Below are 19,488 nucleotides of genomic sequence, written 5' to 3'. Positions count from 1 at the left end.
CTCGTGGGGCACCGTCAGCCCGCCTTGAGCTTGTGGCGCCAGCGCCGCGGGCGGCTGATACCGTGAAAACAGCCCCAAGAAGCGTCGTTGCTAAGAAATCGATTTCAGTTTAAGGGCTGACTCTCATATTCCTTCAGGAGAACCGCTCCATGACCAAGACGTCCGATCTCATCCTGTCGACATCTGTCGCACCCCACGTGCGCCTTTTGACGCTGAATAGGACTTCGAAACGAAACGCCTTGAGCAACGACATGATCGTGGATCTAGGCGCCACCTTGCGCGATGCCGCAATCGACGAAGATGTCCGCTGTGTCGTGCTTTGTGGCAGCGATGCGTTCTTCTCTGCCGGCGCCGACATCAAGGAGATGCGAGAGCGCGGCTTTGAGGCAATCGACAATTCCGCGCGACGTTCTGCCTGGAGGGATGTCGCCAATTTCCCCAAGCCTCTCATTGCCGCAGTCGAGGGCATTTGCTTCGGCGGCGGCCACGAATTGGCACTGCTCGCGGATATCGTGATAGCAGGCGAAGGGGCGGTATTTGGGCAGCCTGAGATCAACATCGGAATATTGCCGGGCGACGGCGCGACGCAAAGGCTGACACGCGTGGCTGGCAAGTCGCTGGCCATGCTGATGATCCTGAGCGGCCAATCCATCACGGCGCGCAGTGCGATGCAGGCCGGCCTTGTGGCGGAAGTTGTCGAAAGCGGCAGGGCGCAGATTCGTGCGCTCGAACTAGCCGATCTGATTGCGCAAAAGCCTCCCCGTTCGGCTGAACTTGCCAAAGCCGCCGTTCTCGCCGCGTTTCAGACCACGCTGGAGGCAGGGCTCGAGTTTGAGCGCCAAGCGATCAGGTTTGCCTTCAGCACAGCTGACCAGCAGGAAGGCATGAACGCCTTCTTCGAGAAGAGGCCGCCGAACTATCGCGGGAACTAGCTATCGCGATCTGCCCGCATGCGGCGCCAGCGAAGCCGGCCCGTGCAACATGGGCCATTCAACACTCCTTCGGCTCGACCAGGCCGGCGCTACGGGCGACGATCTCATATTGGCCGGCCTTTGCCACGCCAACGTACATGTTCATCCTGCAATGGCGCTTGCCTGGCACCATCTCCGCCGGCCCGCCAGGCCCTTGCGCAAGCTTTGCGTGGTCGAGCGCGGCGGCGACCGCGTCGCGGTCAATTGTACCGGCTTCCTTGACTGCGGCTTCCCACAGCTTCAACCCTCGATAAGTGCCGGTTGCGGCGCTACCTGCTGAGAACCGGAACTTGCCAGGAAACTGCTTTTCGTAGGTCGACTGAATTTTGGCGCTCACCGGATCTTCCACCGCGAACGCCCTGTAGTAGTCCAGGCTGCTGGCGAGGCCTTCGATCTCGTGAGCCTGATTCATTTCGAGCGTGTTCTCGTCGTAGTAGACGCAGCCCAGCCGTCCCCCATTCCTGGAAAAGCCCGCTTCATAAAGCTGTTTGAAGAAGGAGCCGACGCCCGGGGGGATGACGCTGTTGAAGACCACGTCTACTTTGTTGGACGTGATGCGGCTCACGGTCGATGAAAAATCGATCTGGTCGAGGGGATAGTACTCCTCGAACACCACCTCCCCGCCGCTGCTCTCGATCAGCTTGCGCGCATAGGCGTTGATTGTTTGTGGCCAGACGTAGTTGGAGCCAGGCAGCGCGAAGCGTCTGCCACCGTTTTTGATCAACCACGGGATGAACCGGTCGCAATTCTGCGCCGGTACCGGGCCGGTGCAGAACAGATAGGGCGTGCACTCCCTGCCTTCGTAGGCCTGCGGATAGATGTAGAGCGTCTTGCCACGAGAGATGATGATGTCCTTGATGGCGTTGCGCATCGAGCTCGCAATGCCGCCGAGCACCAGGTCGACCTTGTCTCGCTGAATCAGCTTGCGGACATTGCCGACAGCGACGGACTCGTTGGACGCGGTGTCCTCGATCAGGAGCTCTATGGGGCGCCCCAGCAGACCACCAGTCTCGTTGATCTCGTTGACCACCATGCGAGCGACATTGGCGTCGGTATTTCCGGCAAAGCCGAGTGCCCCGGTAAGGTCGGTCGCAATGCCTATCCTGATCGGGCCTTCGCCGGCGTTGGCCCAGTCAGGACGGATCACCCAGCTGCCCGGGCCGGCCGCAATGGACGCAGAGGCAAAGGCGAAATTGCGGAGAAAGCGGCGGCGGCTGAGTTGTCGGTGATCATTCAACATCGAACTGACCTCCCCTTACCTCATGGCCTTAAATCCACGTGCCCTGCTCTTTCCCAGGGGCGCAACAGCCTGAAAGCTATCCCTCATTTTGGGTTTTAATCAGCCTCTTCAGCTCATGTTTGGGTAAAATCGCGTAACGAAGGCAGCATTCAGGGCAGTCCGAAATAACTCCTTCGCGTTCTCGCCAAGGATTCTGATCGCCAAGCGCTCTGCGTCTCGCGACTGAAAGTAACCGTTCGCGACTTTTTCGTTCAGAACCTCGCCGATCAAGCGGCGCGCGCCCTGTATCGCGGCAAACGTCTCCTCAACGTGGAGACAATCTCCTCCAATCATCATTCGCGATTCATCTGGCAAAACTTCAATGGCTTCGTGCACGGCGAGCTTGAAATGTGACGGGCTCAACAGAAAAGACCAGCACAAATCAAGCCAAACATTTCGGTACACAAAGGCCATTCCCAACAGGTCCCGGCTCCATGGATAGGCCAAATGCATCAGCAGAAAGCGGGTCCGAGGATGACGCTCAATCAACCCGGTCATGCGTAGGGGGTGGGAGCCGCTTATGATTGCCGTTCCAAGATGAGTTTGGACTGGCAGGTCGGCCTCGCCTGCGAGTTGGCAAAACAAGTCGACGACAAAGTCGCAGAACGCCTTTCGCGCCGCAGGGGATGGAGACCTTTGTCCCCAAGCCTGCCGAGCCAGTTCCTCGTCCGGTTCGTCAAAGCTTAGATCCCGGTCATAGGCGAGTGCGTTTTTGAGCGCAACGTGATTGCGCCGGGCGCAGCCGGCTACGAGCTCACGGATTGCGTCGCAATAATCATCGAAGGTTTTCACCTCGAGGCCGAGGCGCCGCAGCAACGTATGCCCGCAATTTCCATTATGATCGCGAGATTCGGGGTGCCAGCCGAGGGCGAATGCGTTAATCCGCAGGACCGCATCGTAACTTTGCCCAAGGACCGGCCGCGGATCCATCAACGGATCGAGAAAAGGGTCTGTTACGATCCTTCCGATGGCGGCCCGCCCAATAACTTCACTTGGCCATGTCGCCTCCTTGTGGCGCAAGCGCACTGACGCATCTACCGCCTCCCAGTTGTCGCGAGTGATTCCAGTGTCGGCGACGCCGTAAAGCTCGGCGACTCCGCGGACGAGGTTACGGACGAATGCGTTCGATCCGCTCCTCCCGAGGAACGGAGCAAGGGCCTCCCAGGTGGTCGGCTCGGTAGGGTTAGATACCATTTCGATCGTTGCCTTGGGCTCGGATGGCAGCACGTGGCTCGTCCAAGCCGCATAGCTCTGTTGGAACAGTTTCAACAGATTTACGTCCGGGCTATGTACGACCTCGGGCATGTGATGTTCATGGACATCGACGACTTGGCACGCATTGACAAAATCGCTGATGGTATCGGACATGGATCCTCTCTGCTTAGCCATCTCAAGGAACTCGAATGCGCCACCTGCGACCAGGAGGTGTCCGCCGACGAACGCCTCTACGGCGCCAGATACGTCAACAGCCGCGGGTCGTTGCGCAGCTGTTGCGACGGGCCCGAAAGCGCGACACGGCCGCGAGCGAGCACATAAGCCTGCTCCGCTACACGCATTGCGAGGTCGAGATGTTGCTCGACGATGATGATGGCGATCTCTCTGGCTAGCTCGACCAAGCGCTCGGTGATCTCCTCGATGACGCCGATCCAGACGCCCTCGGTCGGCTCATCCAGCAGGAGGAGTTTAGGGTTTCCGAGGATCGCGCGCCCGATTGCGAGCATCTTGCGCTCGCCACCGGAGAGCGTCCCGGCCGGCTGATCGAGGCGCTGACCGAGTTTCGGAAACATCCTCATCACCCGGTCCACTGCCGATCCATCGGGGTGCAAAAGCGATCCGACGGCGAGATTGTCACGCACAGAGAGGCGCGCGAACACTGAATGCTCTTGCGGCACATATCCAATGCCGGCACGCACCCGCACTTCGGTCCGCCGACGAGCGATGTCTTGGCCGTTGAACTGCAGGCCGCCCTTCCATGCCGGCAGTTCGCCCACAATCGCTTTCATGAGCGTGCTCTTTCCGGCGCCGTTGCGGCCGAGGACGGCCACCCCGCCACGCGCTGGGATGGCCATATTGACGCCGAACAAGACCTGACTGCGTCCATAGCCGGCATCGAGATGCTTGATATTGAGGAATTCAGGCACGGCGCAGATAGATCTCCTGGACGCTTCTGTTGGCCTGGATCTCGGCAACCGTTCCTGACGCCAGCACCTTGCCCTGATCGAGCACGGTCAGGCGGTCGCAGATGTCGCGGATGAAATCGAGGTCGTGCTCCACGATGACGAGCGAGCAATACTGTTTGATCGGCTGCAGCAATTCGCCGGTGACGCGGCGCTCCTCCAGGCTCATGCCGCCGGTGGGCTCGTCCAACAGCAGCAGGCGCGGTCGGCACGCGAGCGCCATCGCGATCTCCAACCATTGCTGCTGCCCGTGAGATAGGGTCGCCGCAGCATCAAAGGCGCGATCGGCGAGCCGGAACTGGAGGAGCATCGTCATGACCTCGTCATGCAGTCGTCCTCGAGTGCGCGAGAACGCCAGGTCTAGCAGTGAGGACCGGGCCTGCAGCGCCAGCAGGATGTTGTCGTAAAGCGTGAGGGTCGGTAGCACGGCGGTGATCTGGAATTTCAGGCTCATGCCGGCTCGCGCACGCTCTGGCGGCGTAAACGAGGTGACGTCAGTATTGATGAACGTCACCTTGCCTCGGGTCGGCACAAGCGCACCTGCAAGACACTTCATCAGCGTGCTCTTGCCCGAGCCGTTCGGCCCGATCAGGCCATGAAACTCTCTCTCGCCGACCGTGAGCGCCGCTCCGTCCAGCGCGGTGAGCTTGCCAAAGACCTTGGAGATGCCGGCGGCTTCAAGGAGCGGCATTGCGCTTCTCCTTGAGGCTCGGGCCGAAATGACCGACACGTTCCCGCTCGCCGAGCACGAGGCTGATCAGGCCGAGGGGCCGGAACAGAATGACGAGCAACAGCAGAACGCCGAGAATGATCGGCCAGATATCGCGATAATTGTCGGAGAGCCAGAAGCTGAGTCCCTCAACAATCGCGGTGCCGATGACCGCACCGATCAATGTCCCGGAGCCGCCGAACAAGACGTAGAGCACGACCTGGGTCGACATGACCACGCCCAGCATGTTCGTCCAGACGAACCCCTCGTGAAACGCATAAAGGCTACCGGCAGTACCTGCAATCGCGCCGCTGATTGCGAATATGATCGCCTTCAAATGTTGCACTTTGTACCCGAAGAAGGCGATCCGCTGTTCGTTCTCTCGCAATCCCGCCAGCGCCAGTCCGAACTGGGATCGCAACAGAAAGCGCGACAGAACGTAGATCAAAACTAGAATGGCGAGCACCAGGTAGTAGAAACCTGGTCCCTCGCTCAGTTCGTGCGAGCCAATTGTCATCGATTGGATCGAAGGGATACCGTTCTGACCGCCAAGATAATGTGAACCTCTCGCCAGCCGGTCAGCTGCGTAAGCTCCGGTCATAGTACCAAGGGAAACGAAGACCACACTGGAGGGATGGCGGCCGAGCAGCAGGAAGCCTGCCAGCAGCAATGCCGCCACAAAGCCTATCAGGGCTCCGGCCGGAAGAACGGCAAAAATCGATCCAACCCCGAAATCGCGTGAAAGCAGCGCCACACCGTAGCCGGCCATGCCGAAGAACAGCGACTGACCCAAGCTCAAGATACCCGCATAGCCCCACACCAGGTCGAACGACAACGCGAAGAGGCACAGAATGAGCACTCGTGTCGCATAGACAGTGATGTAATCCCGCAGGACGAGAGGTGCGATCGAAGCGGCAATCAGCAATGCTAGTTCGAGAATCGGAAGCACCTTCGTTCGCCCTGCGAAGGCAGATGCCGTGAGGGGCGAGCGAGCAGCTTCAATGACGCGTGGCGGGGGCTGTATGCCAGTGCCGGTCGATGACATCAGCACTCCTTCGGATCGACCAGGCCGCCGCTACGCGCGACAATCTCGTACTGGCCGCCCTTCGCCACTCCAATGTACATGTTCATCCTGCAGTGGCGCTTGCCGGGCGCCATCTCGGCAGGCCCGCCCGGCCCTTCCGCAATCTTCGCGTGGTCGAGAGCGGCGGCTACCGCCTCGCGGTCAATTGTACCGGCCTCCTTCACCGCAGCCTCCCACAGCTTCAATCCTCGATAAGTGCCGGTCGCTGCGCTGCCTGCCGAGAACCGGAACTTGGCAGGGAACTGCTTGTCGTAAGCCGACTGAATCCTGGCGCTCACTGGATCGTCCGCCGCGAGCACCTTGTAGTAGTCGAGGCTGCTCGCAAGTCCTTCAATCTCGTGAGCCTGGTTCATTTCCAGGAAGTTTTCGTCGTAATAGACGCAGCCCAGCCGCCCGCCGTTTTTGGAGAAGCCGGCTTGGTAGAGCTGTTTGAAGAACGGGCTAACGCCGGGCGGGACAATGGCGTTGAAAACCACGTCTACTTTGTTGGATATGATGCGGCTAACCGTAGAGGAAAAGTCGATCTGATCGAGCGGGTAGTATTCTTCAAAGACGACTTCGCCACCGCTGCTCTCGATCACCTTGCGCGCATAGGCGTTGATCGTTTGCGGCCAAACATAATTCGAGCCAGGCAGCGCAAAGCGCTTGCCACCATTTTTGATCAGCCAGGGAATGAACTGGTCGCAATTCTGAGCCGGTACCGGCCCGGTGCAGAACAGATAGGGCGTGCACTCTTTGCCTTCGTAACCTTCCGGATAGATATAGAGCGTCTTGCCGCGAGAGATAATGACGTCCTTGATCGCATTGCGCATCGAGCTCGAGATACCACCGATCACCAAGTCGACCTTGTCTCGCTGAATCAGCTTGCGCACATTTCCCACGGCGACGGATTCGTCGGAGGCAGTATCCTCAATCAGGAGTTCGATCGGGCGTCCCAACAGGCCGCCGGAGTCGTTGATCTCCTTGACCAGCATGCGAGCGACATTGGCGTCGGTGTTGCCGGCAAAGCCGAGTGACCCCGTAAGATCGGTCGCAATGCCGAGCCTAATCGGACCTTCCGCAGCATTTGCCCAGTCCGGGCGAATCACCCAGCTCCCCGGGCCCGCGGCGATGGCCGCGGAAGCGAAGGCAAAATTGCCGAGAAAGCGGCGGCGGCTCAGTTGACGGTTGGCGTTGATCATCGGTTGACCCCTCTTCCCGAAATTAGGCCTTGCGGCCGGAACTTGATGAAAATGATGGCGAGCACGAACACCAGAACGTCGGCGATGACCGGCGACATCAGCCAAGGCAACCAGGCACTGAACGTGCCGATGACGCTGGCGCCAGCGACCGGGCCCGCGAAGGACCCGACGCCGCCGACCATCACGGCAACAAAACCCTGGATAAGAAATCGGATGCCGAGATCGGCGAACAGCGAAAAGACCGGCACGATCAGCGCGCCGGCGAGGCCCGCGAGCGCCGCGCCAAACGCAAAGGTGACGCTGTAGATCATTCCCGTGGAGATGCCCGAGGCCCGCGCCAGCTGTGGGTTCTCCAGCGAAGCGCGGACTCGCAGCCCGAACGAGGAGTAGGCGAGCAGTGCATGGCTCGCGGCCATCACCAGCAAAGTGATGATGACGATGACGCCACGCCAGGTGGCAAAATGCAGACTACCGATCGCGATAGAGCCACTGATTGGCTCCGGCACGGAGAGATAGAGTCCGCCGGTCAGGCCGCGGACGGCTTCGCGAATGATCAGCCCGAGCGCATAGGTGCCAAGCATGCCGACGATTGGAGCGGCGTAGAACCGTCGCACCACGAGCTTTTCCAGGATAAAACCAAGCGCGCCGACCACGACGGGCGCGACAAGCATGCCGAGCGGGACCGGCAAACCGACGCTGTGCACGAGATAAGTGACGTAGGCGCCGAGCAGGACGAACTCGCCCTGGGCGAAGTTGAAGATGCCCATCATGCTGGCAATGATCCCGAGGCCGAGCACGACCAGCACAACGATCGCGCCGAAGCTCAAGATTTCGAACATGGCGATAGGTAGCGTATCCATGCCGCTGCGTCACATTCCTTGGGATTGCGAGCACATCCTCCTCACGCCGACCGCTTGACGGCGTGAGCTACGCGTTGGAATGCGAATGGCTGCTGTCACGAGAGCGCTCCTGGAAGGTCATCCCGGCAATGGGAGTTTGCAGGCGATGGTGGGCTTCTTGGGCGGCCCGCCTCTCGGCGCTTTATTCACGACATGCGGCGCGAGATTGCCTAGAGAAACGTAGGGATATCTGAGTAATCTTGGGTAATGTTCGCCGGACAAGCGACATTGCGCCCGCGAAGAGAGCCGCCGGCGGGCCGCGAACGTTCTCGCCAGGCCAATTTCAATTCAGCCAAAACGATAGGAGAGCTACCCGCATGTCCTAACCGAGTCGCAGGGGGCGCAAACGCGTTCCGCGGCGAACGATGTCGAACCATTGGAAGAAATCAGGTGAAATGACGCACCACTTGACTATGCCGCAGGCTGTTTGTTCAGTACTGAAAAGCTCATTGCGGCCGAACACCTGCCTTGCCAACCAGCGGAAATGTAGATTCAATTCGCCCCGCAAACGTGTTTTACAAGGTTTGAAGCAACTTGTCGGACGCCCGAGGCGTGTCATTATACTCTTCTAGCCGCCTGATGACGGCGCATGACAACCCGCTTCGGTCGGCGAACTCCTTCACCGACCAGTTCAGCATCACCGGGGGCTCGCAACTGCCTCCCGGTGAGCGTTGATGCGGGCCGACGGTTGCGACGATCTTGGCGTGGCGTGAGCGGCGCATCGTGCCCCTCCAGATCATGAGATCATAGTTGCATGAAGCCCGGCAGGGCTCATAACGTGTTTATAGCGGTGCTGGTTGGCCATGCGCACTCCTGCTTTACTCCTGGTCCGTCGTCGCGGGGAACAGGAGAGAACATTCGGCTTACGCTCCCGATGCCGCCGCGGGCTGCTCCTGTCGCGCGGACCGCACGATGCTGTGGACCGCGCGGTAGGCGAACACGATCGCCGGGCCGATTGTAATGCCTGCCCCAGGATAGATTCCACGCATCGGCGAGGTCATGTCATTGCCGCAGGCATAAAGACCTGCGATCGGCGCCCCATTTCCATTCAGGACCTGTCCCTCTGCATCTGTTGAGAGGCCGGTCGCCGTCCCAAGGGTTGCCGGGACAATTGGGAGTGCGATGAATGGGCCACTCTTGATAGCCCCAAGGTTCGGGTTTTTCTTTCCGACCGCCGGATCTCCCAGCGTGCGGTTGAAAGCCGATTCACCCCGGTTGAAGAGCGGATCGCGTCCTTCAGCTGCGTGGGCATTGTGTTCTTCAACGGTCTTTTGGAGCTCGTTGCGGTCGAGCCCCAATTCCGCTGCAAGCTCCGCAATAGTCCGGCCGATCTCGATGTAGCCCAACCGGGTATACTTGTTGATGCTCAATGTCCATGGCCAGGGGAGCAGATGTCCCATGCCCCTGAGGCGGACGAATTCCTTGTCGCAGATAAAATAGAACCGCTTGTCCGCCGGATAACCGTTATTGAACATGGCAAGGCAGATATCATGATACGAATTGGATTCATTGACGAAGCGCTTGGCATTTGGCCCCACCGCGATGACGCCTGGACGGCCACGATCGAGCCAGCCGTACGGAACCACTTGCGAGGAGCGGCCGTTTCTGAGTATCGAGACGGGCGTCCAGAAGCCGCTCGATGCCACGTCATTATCGATCGCAGCTCCGAGCTTGCCTGCGAGCGCAATGCCATCGCCGGTGACATCGCTGTGGGCGAGCGTATCATTGTGCTGGTGGGCTCCGCTAAGCTGGGCGCGCAATTTCCCGTTCCGCGCAAATCCGCCGGTTGCCAGGATCACTCCGTGCGAGGCGCGGACGCGGAGATCTCTGCCATCCCACTTGAGGAGTGCGCCAGTAACTCTCCCGCCCTCCCTCGTCAGATCAACCGCCGGGCAGCGTGGCCGGATTTCAACGCCATATCTACGAAGGCTTACCAATAACCGCGCAATCAGCGCATTCCCGCCACTGAGTTCAGTGCCCCTCCTGTAGCGCAGCCGGTCGCCTGCGTAGCGGCTGACCCGGCGCAGGACGTGTTTGAGCGAGGCAGCCGACTGGAAGGGGTTGAGGAAACTTCTGACCTCGGCGGACGAAATCATCATGCCGCCGAGCACGACGCGAATCGGATCACCTATCAGGTCGAAATCCTTGCCGAGAAGCCGTCCGTCGTAAGGTGCTGGGCTCAGCGCCCGCCCCTTGTCGACCCCGCCGATTTGGCTGGAATGATAATCTGGAGCGGAGGCCAGTGTGAACTTCACTTCGCTCCCATTCTCCAAGCTGGCGAGCGCCGTTGGGCCGTCTTCAAGATAAGCGTCCACGAACTCGGGGCGATAGTAATTGCCAAGTTCGTGTTGCAGATAGGTCTTCGCTTTCGCAATCGAATCATCGATTTTCGCGGCTCGGGCCTGCATTGAGCATGGAACCCAGATCATGCCGTTCGACAGGGCGGTCGTGCCACCGAGCCGGTCAGACTTCTCGCACACCGTCACGCGAAGTCCGGCCTTTGCCGCATAGAGCGCTGCGGACAATCCAGCTGCGCCGCTTCCGATCACAAGCAGGTCCGTCTCCAAATCGTCCGTTGGCTTGCTCGCTTTGGAGAAGGAAGCGGCATTGGGTTTCAATTCGGTGATTGGGCTATTCATTCGTGCCTCGGTGCAGATTCTGCAGTGGATGCTGACGCTCTCGCGGGAGGGGAACGGCCTTGAATTCTTCGGCTGCAGCCTTCACCGCCCGCTCGATCGGGATCCGTTCGATGGAGGAGGCGCCAACGAAGCCGACACATCCGGTCGATCGGTAGACTTCCGAGGTATCCTGGGGCTCAGCGATTGCCCCGCCATGGCAGAGAAGCGTGACGCCCGGGCGGATGGCTTGAGCTGCAGCATTGATGTCGTTGATGCGCCTGATGGCCTCTTCAATCGACTGTCCCTCCTCATGCCCCACAAGCCCGCCGCGCGTTGCGCCGACATGTGGGACTATGCAGTCGGCTCCAGCGCTTGCCATCGCTTTGGCGTCGTGCGGGCTTGCCACATAGGCGAGCGAGAAGATGTTCTTCTTACGGGCCGCCGCGATCATCTCAACTTCACGCTCAAAGCCGAGCCCGACGCGGCCTCGACGCTCACGCCATTTCTCACCCATCGTTGAAATGGTCGGGTAGTTGATCACGCCGGAGAAGCCGGCAGCCCAGAACTTGTCCAGAAGATCATCGAGGTCGAGCCGGAGGGGATCCCAGGCCTCGACACCGCCTATAACAGGAACGGAGGAGACGACATTGCGGATCTCCGCCGCCAGCTCAAGCGTCCGGGCATTGGAATCGCCGATCCGGCTCGTCGGCAGCCCCATCAACCGCGATAACCCAGTACTGTAGACCACGAGCATGTCAGCCCCGCCCAGAGCTGCGCATTTTGCGACGAGCCCGCAACTGCTCGCCGCGGCAAGCACTGCCTTTCCCGCCTCAACTTGAGCTGTGATCTTTGCGAGTATTTCGGGCCGATCAAACATCCGCACGGGAGGACCCTCCTCGTGTCAGTCGTTCAACGATCCACGATGCGGCCGCGTCCGCAAATTCCGGATCGTTGATGTGACAATCCAGCTCGCGAGCGATGATCGAGGGCGGTAGGTTTTGCCTGACAGCGTCGAACCAGGCTCTATCGGCTTCAGGATTTCGAAAGATTCCACCGTCCCGGTCATAGTCAGACACCCCCTTGGCCGGCCACAACACGAGGGCGGGCGCCTTTGCTTGCGAGAGGCGCTCTGCTGTGAGCGTGCCTATGCGCTCGTTCTCCGAGGCGGTCGTGCGCATGAGCGTCGTGAAGGGGGTATGCGAATAGAATTGGCGCCCCTTGAACTCGGCAGGCACGCTCGAGGGAGGGCCAAAGTTCACCATGTCGACAGCTCCCGGCGCGATAAGCTGAGGAATCATGCGGTGAGAAGCTGCTTTGAGCCGATCCGGACCTGCACTGGCCGTGCCGCCGACCAGCTCGTCAGCGAGCTCGGTTGTGGTCAAATCGATCACCGCATCGAACTCACCGGCGGACACGAGCTGCTCCATCTTGCGGCCCCCAGCGCCATTGGCCGGAAAGACAATCGCGTCGACGCCTGCCTCTGCCAGCCGCGCTACACAGCGATTTGCCGCCGGCGTCGTGACCCCAAAGGCAGTGATCGCAACAGTCTTTCTCTTCCGCCGCTCTCGAGCAGGCACATAGCGCATCGCCGCAATGGCGCGCCCTGCATTGTCCAGAACGCGTTCGGTGAACGCGTTGATTCCGAACAGATCGATCAGGGTCGGATAGAGGATGATGTCATGGTGGAGGGCGAGTTCGGCCAGGAGGGCTGGCCTCGCGCTGCTCACCAGCAGCTTTGGGAATCCATACGGCAAATCCGATACAACTTCACCGAAGACTGCGCTACCTTTGCCGCCCGCCACTCCGACGGCGGCGTCGATCGCACCTGATCGCAGGAGCTCCTTGACTTCTTCACGCGCGCCCGCGGCTATTTCCCGTAAGAGCTCAGCGGGTGCAGCCACCCGTTCATCGCTGCTATTCGCCTCGCTTCTGCACCTCCTGTTTGATGTGCCTACATCAATCGTAAGAGTCTTGCGGCCCCACTGTTCGATGACGCGCGCGAGATAAGCGCTTTCGCGGCCCTTTGTGTCCAAGGTTGCGATAATCGCGACCTTGCCCGCATGATCGGAGGCGTGACCATCCCGGACCGACCTCAGGTCGCCCGCGCAATGGTGAGACACGATCTTCCTCCTAGACGTTTCTGGACATTTGGAGGTCTAGATCGAAGTAAAATGGCCCATAAGCCCGGATACGAGCGCAACTGGGTAAAGTTGGGTAGGTGCCAAGCAGCCATATGAGCAGCAGCCGCTTCGCGGAGAACTCGAAATCCAAAACAATTAGATTCTGAGACTGTCAGGGCTCGTCCAAGGCGATCCATGTAACCCATTGAAACGGCCCCTTAATTGACGCCGCCTCCAGGCTCGTCTTAAACAGAACAGGAACGATCAAGCCAATCTTGGTGCAAAAATTTCCCGGGGGAGACCGCGCGCCGAACCCCGGAGCCGGAATCCCATGTCCCGCTTCACCGCACGATTTGTCGCCCCCAAGGGACTGAACGCTTCGAGGTCAAGGCCGACGCCTGCAAGGGGCTAGCGATCCGAGTAACGGCTTCGGCAGGAAGAGCAGGCCGCGCGCAACCGCTTCGAGGAAGTGAAGGCCCGTGCCGATGCTAGGGCGCCTTGGGGGCTCGGGCTTTCAAACATCATGGGCGGGCCGTGCTGCCCTTTAGCAACAGGAAGAAGGGATGCGAGCGGCGTGGCCGCTCTCCTTATGCGCGCAAGCGTGATCGAAGCCGAATGGCCGAGACGCCCTATGCGGCTCGGTTCACGAGAGCACCGGTGCGGCAGAGCCGCATACGCCCAGCCCATCTTTGGTCATGGCTGTTTCCGGCATGGGCGAATCACTTAGCCAGAGGTACTGCCGCCACCGCGGCTTTGCGGGTCGTCGATCTCTTTATGTTAAGGCCGCCTTGAAGGGCGTTTCAAAAGCCTTTCAAAGACATCCGTGACAAAGAAATCCGCGCATGGTTGACGGCCGTCTGAACAACGGCGACAAAAAGAAATTCCCCCGCAAGGTAATTCTCGGAATTCTTAATGGAGAATTGCGCGATGCGTGAGCCAAGACTCGAAGTCAGTCTGTGGGGTTTCAGGATTAGTGCAGTCGGCGCGCTGGCGGTTTTGCGCGGCTGTGTTGATCTTTTTTGCGCTTTGGCGGCATGCGTTTCTAGCCATAGCCAAGGACCAAATAGGTAAAACACCCGAAGGTGCTGCATGCCGCAGAGCGAAAGCACAGGACCGCTGCACTGCGTCGAGCTCGTCACGGGGAAGAACCTCACAGGAACGGTTCTGATCTTGGAGAACGAGCTCCGCGCCGATATCTGTAGCTACACCGATCACTTCTATATCGAAAGCGAAGAGCCGGTGTTCCCGCAAACCGTGACGAACGAAATCGTCTCGCGGCATTCGAACGTCACGACTGTCCCCGGAACCTCCACGCGCAGCATGCCGCCCGAGCGGCGATCGAAGCTGCGTCCTGCAATGCGGACCTTAGACCTTGGTCGGGTCGATGATGCCTTTCGCAAACAGATTACCGTATTCTGCTGTCTGCGCATCGAAACCCCAGGCGTAGTCCTTGGCCTCAAGCACCTTTCCGACCACGATCGAGCCATCTTCTCCCGCATTTTCCGCGATGTGCCGTGCTGGCCAGGTTAGCGCCCGCTTGACGCTTTCTAGGCCGTGTCGCTGACCGTCGTTTGCGGGCTTGAGTTTCGCCAGCGCCGCTGTAGCCCGTAGCAACGCCACTCCGCCGCCCGGAGGAATGCCTTCTTCGACGGCTGCGCGCGTCGCATGCATGGCATCATCGACACGGTCTTTCCGCTCCTTGACCTCGACTTCTGTCGCGCACCTACCCGGACGACGGCAACTCCGCCAGCAAGCTTTGCCAGCCGCTCCTGCAGCTTTTCCCGATCATAATCCGAAGTGGTCTCTTCGATTTCGGCTCTGATCTGTTTAATGCGCGCCTCGATCTCCGACTTCTTGCCGGCGCCGACGATTGTCGTATTATCCTTGTCGATCGTCACCTTCTTAGCGCGCCCCAGCATGGCTAGCGTAACGCTTTCAAGCTTCGTGCCGAGTTCCTCGGAAATGAAATTGCCGCCAGTCAGGATCGCAATGTCCTGCAACATGGCTTTGCGTCGGTCACCGAACTCGGGTGCCTTGACCGCCACGACCTTCAATCCGGCACGCAGCCTGTTCACGACAAGCGTGGCAAGCGCCTCACCTTCCACGTCTTCGGCGATCATAAGCAGGGGTTTGCCGCTCTGCACGACCGCTTCCAGCAGCGGCAGCATCGGCTGCAACGCGGAGAGCTTTTTTTCATGGATGAAGATGTATGGATCGTCCAGCTCAACCCGCATCTTCTCCGCATTGGTGACAAAATAGGGCGAGATGTAGCCGCGGTCGAACTGCATGCCTTCAACGACTTCGAGCTCGGTATTCAGGCTCTTGGCCTCCTCGACCGTGATCACTCCCTCGTTGCCAACCTTTTTCATTGCATCGGCCAGGAACCGACCGATTTCCTTGTCACCGTTGGCGGAGATCGTCGCGATCTGCGCAATTTCTTCATTTGAGGTAAGCTTCTTCGTGTTCTTCTTGAGTTCATCGACGACCGCATCGACCGCGAGATCGATACCACGCTTGAGATCCATGGGATTCATGCCCGCTGCGACCGCCTTTGCGCCTTCACGTACAATTGCGTGTGCAAGAACGGTAGCAGTGGTTGTGCCATCGCCTGCTTGATCGGAGGTCTTCGAGGCGACCTCGCGGACCATCTGTGCTCCCATGTTCTCGAACTTGTCCTCGAGTTCGATTTCCTTGGCACCTGTTACGCCCGTCCTTGGTTATGCGAGACGCACCAAAACTCTTTTTCAAGCACAACGTTGCGACCCTTCGGACCCAGCGTCACTTTGACCGCGTTGGCTAGAACGTCGACGCCACGGAGCATTTTTTCTCGGGAGTCAGTCGAGTTGAGCTCATGATCGTTCCTCTCTAAAATGGCTGCGCCGAGAGCGCGCGCCTGCGACTAGTCACCTCTTGTCTCAACCGAAACCTGGTCAGCACGCCAACAGCCTCTGCTTACTTCATGACCGAGTATTCGACGGCATCGATCTCGGTTCCCGACTCTTTGCGGTCCACAAGATCGCCGATATTGACGTCGATGCAGCGCGAGCTATGCAACGTAGCGCACGCCACCGGGCCTACCGCCGCTTCAGTTGACCTGAATCGCTCGCGGCTTGGCTTTCTGGGCCAAAGGCAGCATGAGCGACAGCACGTCGTCCTTGAGTTCAGCTGCGATCTTGCCCTGGTCGATCTTGCTCGAGAGACGAAAGCTTCGCGAGAAGTGCCCGACATTGTATTCGGTGTAGAGGGGCTGGAGACCGCGGTATTTGGAGAAGTCGAGCTTTCCGTCGACCTTCAGCACGTCGTCCTCAACTCGAATGTCGACGCTATTTTTGTCGACCCCCGGCATCTCGAGTACCACATTGAGCCCGTCCTTGGTCTCATAGATGTCCGCGCTCGGCATAAATATCCGGGCAGGGATGGTAGTCTCCTCCTTCTTTTCCAACTCGCGCTTCTGCGCGACCTGCAGTTCCTTTTTAGAAGCCATGATAGTTACTCCTCAAAGCTGCCACGCCACGCGGTCCTCCGCCGTTCGGTCGAACTGGTGGCGACAGAGGGGTTCATGTGATCTTGATGGTGCGCGGTTTGTCGCTTTCCGCACGCGGCAGGAATAGCGCCAAGATGCCGTCCCGATATTCGGCCTTGATGCCATCCGGGTCGATCTGCACCGGCAATGACAACGTTCGGTCGAAATCACCGGAAACGCGCTCGCGCCGATGCAGGCTCGTCTCATCGGGATAGCCAACCGCCTTCTTTCCGAAGATGCGGATCGAGTTCTCCTTGGCCTGGATCTGCAGGTCGCTTTTGCTAACACCCGGCAATTCGATGATCGCCAGGATGTCGTCGCCCTGCTGGAAAACGTTGGTCGGTGGGAATGGCCCGCGAGTGGTGGTGAGATCTTGCAGCCAGTCGCTGGCCAAAGTCGATTCAAGGGAGCGTTGTAGGTCGAGCAGTGTGTCGAACGGATCAGCAAATCCCATGATCATGTTTGCAACCCCTATTTTGTTGACGGGGCGAGGAAGGATCATGGTCGCCCCCTCGAGGCTTTGATTTGGGACGATCACTGGCACTTTCAAGAGGTGAGTGCTAGTCAGTGGCTCGTCAGCCGGCGCGGGTGTAAGTTATTGAGCTATCGTAATAATTCATTGCGCCTCACGGGCGGCAAGCAGGACCGCTTGCTTCTCGTACTGGCTAAATTCTGAAAGTGTCAGCGAGGGCTCGGGGCCGAATGGGGACACCCATCTTATTGGCCTGCCAATCCTGGCAATTCGCTCCTGATGCCCGTCGTGATGAAATTCACGCCGATCGCCGCGACGATGAGGGCCCTGACGCGGGTCATGACATTAATGCCGGTCCTGCCTAAGAAGCGCTCGATTGGCATCCATGGCGGCCGCCTGATGAGCGCGCGATCATCGCGCTTCGGCAGATTCCCGTTCGCTTTAACGCGGACGGGTCGTTGGCAGCTCTTCGGCGTCGTCGGTTGCGATCGTCGGATCCTCCAAATCGTAACCGAAGCCTTCGTAAACGAACGCGCTACGGATCAATTCGCAGTCACGCTCGCTGACGCCAACCTGTCGGCAGACCCTATACCAGGACTCCCCAATGGTCGCTTTCATGCCGTCGACGATTGCCGTTGCCTCTTCTTTTGATAAGAGGAAACGTTCGCTCTGCGAGAGCAAATTGAGCCGGTTGGCGTAACGCCCCCAGTTGCCAAACGCCATCGCCAGGTCCCGGCGCTCCAAGGCAATCATCGGGTTCGGGGTGAGATCGTATGCCGGTGACAGAGACCACGCTTGGTCCTTTGCCAAGATGGCATGGTTACGTGGATGATCGTCGGTATTGGAGATGAGAGCGTTAAAGCACACCCGCCGAAACAGCTCTGGCAGATCTTTCGACTGACTTCCGGATGCGGCTCGCCGAATTTCGTCAGCCAGCAGGAGATATGACCATTTTTGACGCTTATCGACAGTATCAGGCGTGTCATCGGCATCGAGCAGCGTCAAGGCGCTCACCATCCTGCTGCGGTGGTAACCCTTCTCCGCCTTATTCCGATCGAACCGTTTAATCAGGACGACATCTTTATCGCCGATCGTGGTCATCTGGCTCTCTGCGCACGAGATCCCGCACCCGCGAGCAAGGGTCAGCATGGCGTGCTCGACCCGAGGGTTATTCCATCGATCGTCGCGGTGGGGGAATTTCGCGAGCCAAAGCGCACCCTCGTCCTCGACAGTAGCCTTCGGCCGCGCGCCCCCCATCGAAGTGCCCGCGCGCATCAACGCCTCTGCCTGTTCAGCGTCAGCACCTGCTGGTGCTGCTGCTGCTGGATCCTTCTCGGCGGCAACGATCTGGTCGGCTACTTCGATTAAACGCGCCAAGTCCAGCGTCTTGTTGAACGTACGAACAGGTGCCGGCGGTTGCACGTTGAGACCAAAGCCCAAGGCGCCGGCGCGATCGTCGGGTGAATTGAGCAGATATTGAATTTCGCTCGGCGACGGATTGCCCAGACGAGCTTCGATCAGCTTGCGTCCCCAGGCGTCCGGAGAGCTGTCGCGCAACGCGCCAAAATTGCCTCGCAGCTTTGTTGTCCGGAATGGCGGAACTTGAATCTTGAGCTCGACCGGATCGAACTCGACGCGATCCTTTCGCTCGAGGTAGCTGCGGCCATAGACGAATTGTCCAACGGCGGCACCTTGGCGTGTCGTGTCGAGCTGATACCGCCCGGCCGTAACCGGTTCTGTCTGGCCTGGCAGCGTGATATAGACGAAACATTCCTCAGAAGGCATTGCTTGGTCCCCCCCTCTGCCGCGCACGCTCGCGCTCATCGAGGCCGCTTAGAGCGAGCCCCTCCTCATCGTTCTTCGGGTTGGCAACGTCGGCAAGAGACGGGAGAAGATTCATTGCCCACAGCATGCCGAGATACACGCCGGCACTGGTGCTCAATTTCCCGTTCTCAGCATCGGCGATGACGTGCCGATCTACGCCCAGCTTAGTTGCCAGCTCTGTATGGCTCAGGTTGCGGCGCAGGCGCGCGGTCCGGAGGTTGTTGCCCAAGCGCTTGATCGCTTCCTGAACGGCAGAGGGTGGTGCGCTGATAAATTGACTGCGAGGAGGCATGGCGTCTTAAGGCTCCCTTAAAAGGCTTATTGGCGCCTTATGGCACCGAGAAATATAGCACCCCTCCCTGCGATGTCAACTACTTGGCGCCTTAAGCTACCGCAAAGCCACATGTTGGCGCCTTAACACGCCAAGACTTCCCTAGAAAAGGCTGAGAATTAACCGCGTGCACACCTTGCGCTCAACATGGGCCCGCTGATCCGATCCCGACATGCATCAGATGGGAAACCAATTGACGGCAGCCTCGCGAGTACATAACAGGAACATCGAAGACCGCCCTTTCAACCTCGCTCAATGCGGCAAAGCCAGTTCTTTGCCAAAGAGCGGGCGATTTCTGCC

General features: G+C 59.3%; 16 protein-coding genes and 1 pseudogene. 1 reads left to right on the top strand and 16 read right to left on the bottom strand.

The window, feature by feature from the left end; all coding sequences use genetic code 11:
* Window positions 1-149: 149 nt before the first annotated feature.
* Complete coding sequence (locus ACVIIV_RS14785) at window positions 150-932, top strand: enoyl-CoA hydratase-related protein (RefSeq protein WP_456744843.1); 783 nt, start codon at window positions 150-152, stop codon at window positions 930-932.
* A gap of 58 nt (window positions 933-990) precedes the next feature.
* Here ACVIIV_RS14785 and ACVIIV_RS14780 read toward each other — a convergent pair whose 3' ends face one another.
* The 16 genes and pseudogenes from ACVIIV_RS14780 to ACVIIV_RS14705 form a co-directional block, all read right to left on the bottom strand.
* Window positions 991-2,211: a substrate-binding protein gene (locus tag ACVIIV_RS14780; protein WP_456744842.1), complete on the bottom strand. Its 1,221-nt coding sequence runs from the start codon at window positions 2,209-2,211 to the stop codon at window positions 991-993.
* Between the two features lie 108 nt (window positions 2,212-2,319).
* Window positions 2,320-3,618: an amidohydrolase family protein gene (locus tag ACVIIV_RS14775; protein ID WP_456744841.1), complete on the bottom strand. Its 1,299-nt coding sequence runs from the start codon at window positions 3,616-3,618 to the stop codon at window positions 2,320-2,322.
* Window positions 3,619-3,695: 77 nt separating this feature from the next.
* A complete protein-coding gene (locus tag ACVIIV_RS14770; RefSeq protein WP_456744840.1) occupies window positions 3,696-4,391 on the bottom strand; it encodes an ABC transporter ATP-binding protein in 696 nt (231 codons plus the stop codon).
* Window positions 4,384-5,118 (bottom strand): ABC transporter ATP-binding protein, encoded by a 735-nt coding sequence (locus tag ACVIIV_RS14765; RefSeq protein ID WP_456744839.1) that lies wholly within the window; start codon window positions 5,116-5,118, stop codon window positions 4,384-4,386. The genes ACVIIV_RS14770 and ACVIIV_RS14765 overlap by 8 nt, the downstream gene beginning before the upstream one ends.
* Window positions 5,105-6,181, bottom strand: coding sequence for a branched-chain amino acid ABC transporter permease (locus ACVIIV_RS14760; protein WP_456744838.1), 1,077 nt, complete (start codon window positions 6,179-6,181; stop codon window positions 5,105-5,107). The genes ACVIIV_RS14765 and ACVIIV_RS14760 overlap by 14 nt, the downstream gene beginning before the upstream one ends.
* Entirely contained in the window at window positions 6,181-7,401 is a 1,221-nt protein-coding gene (locus tag ACVIIV_RS14755) for a substrate-binding protein (protein ID WP_456744837.1), read from the bottom strand. The genes ACVIIV_RS14760 and ACVIIV_RS14755 overlap by 1 nt, the downstream gene beginning before the upstream one ends.
* On the bottom strand, window positions 7,398-8,261 hold the full coding sequence (locus ACVIIV_RS14750) for a branched-chain amino acid ABC transporter permease (RefSeq protein ID WP_456744836.1): 864 nt from the start codon (window positions 8,259-8,261) through the stop codon (window positions 7,398-7,400). The genes ACVIIV_RS14755 and ACVIIV_RS14750 overlap by 4 nt, the downstream gene beginning before the upstream one ends.
* 902 nt (window positions 8,262-9,163) lie before the next feature.
* Entirely contained in the window at window positions 9,164-10,939 is a 1,776-nt protein-coding gene (locus ACVIIV_RS14745) for an FAD-dependent oxidoreductase (protein ID WP_456744835.1), read from the bottom strand.
* Window positions 10,932-11,795: a phosphoenolpyruvate hydrolase family protein gene (locus ACVIIV_RS14740; protein WP_456748726.1), complete on the bottom strand. Its 864-nt coding sequence runs from the start codon at window positions 11,793-11,795 to the stop codon at window positions 10,932-10,934. Before ACVIIV_RS14740 ends, ACVIIV_RS14745 begins: the two co-directional genes overlap by 8 nt.
* Window positions 11,788-13,038: a Tm-1-like ATP-binding domain-containing protein gene (locus ACVIIV_RS14735; RefSeq protein WP_456744834.1), complete on the bottom strand. Its 1,251-nt coding sequence runs from the start codon at window positions 13,036-13,038 to the stop codon at window positions 11,788-11,790. Before ACVIIV_RS14735 ends, ACVIIV_RS14740 begins: the two co-directional genes overlap by 8 nt.
* Window positions 13,039-14,368: 1,330 nt before the next feature.
* A pseudogene (gene groL, locus ACVIIV_RS14730) lies at window positions 14,369-15,859 on the bottom strand (chaperonin GroEL); the annotation flags it as partial.
* Between the two features lie 264 nt (window positions 15,860-16,123).
* The gene (locus ACVIIV_RS14725) at window positions 16,124-16,522 is read right to left on the bottom strand and encodes an Hsp20/alpha crystallin family protein (RefSeq protein WP_456744833.1); all 399 of its coding nucleotides are present in this window, start codon (window positions 16,520-16,522) and stop codon (window positions 16,124-16,126) included.
* 73 nt (window positions 16,523-16,595) lie between these two features.
* Window positions 16,596-17,063 (bottom strand): Hsp20/alpha crystallin family protein, encoded by a 468-nt coding sequence (locus tag ACVIIV_RS14720; protein ID WP_456744832.1) that lies wholly within the window; start codon window positions 17,061-17,063, stop codon window positions 16,596-16,598.
* A gap of 215 nt (window positions 17,064-17,278) precedes the next feature.
* Window positions 17,279-17,416 carry a MarC family protein gene (locus tag ACVIIV_RS14715; RefSeq protein WP_283812003.1) on the bottom strand — a complete coding sequence of 46 codons (138 nt, stop codon included), beginning with the start codon at window positions 17,414-17,416 and terminating at the stop codon, window positions 17,279-17,281.
* Between the two features lie 58 nt (window positions 17,417-17,474).
* On the bottom strand, window positions 17,475-18,818 hold the full coding sequence (locus tag ACVIIV_RS14710; protein WP_456744831.1) for a type II toxin-antitoxin system HipA family toxin: 1,344 nt from the start codon (window positions 18,816-18,818) through the stop codon (window positions 17,475-17,477).
* Window positions 18,808-19,149, bottom strand: a complete 342-nt coding sequence (locus tag ACVIIV_RS14705; protein ID WP_456744830.1) for a helix-turn-helix transcriptional regulator — start codon at window positions 19,147-19,149, stop codon at window positions 18,808-18,810. Before ACVIIV_RS14705 ends, ACVIIV_RS14710 begins: the two co-directional genes overlap by 11 nt.
* Window positions 19,150-19,488: the final 339 nt, after the last annotated feature.

The organism is Bradyrhizobium sp. USDA 4354 (assembly GCF_054060315.1).
The sequence above is the reverse complement of the archived record's forward strand: the minus strand, read 5'-3'. Positions and strand labels throughout refer to the sequence as shown.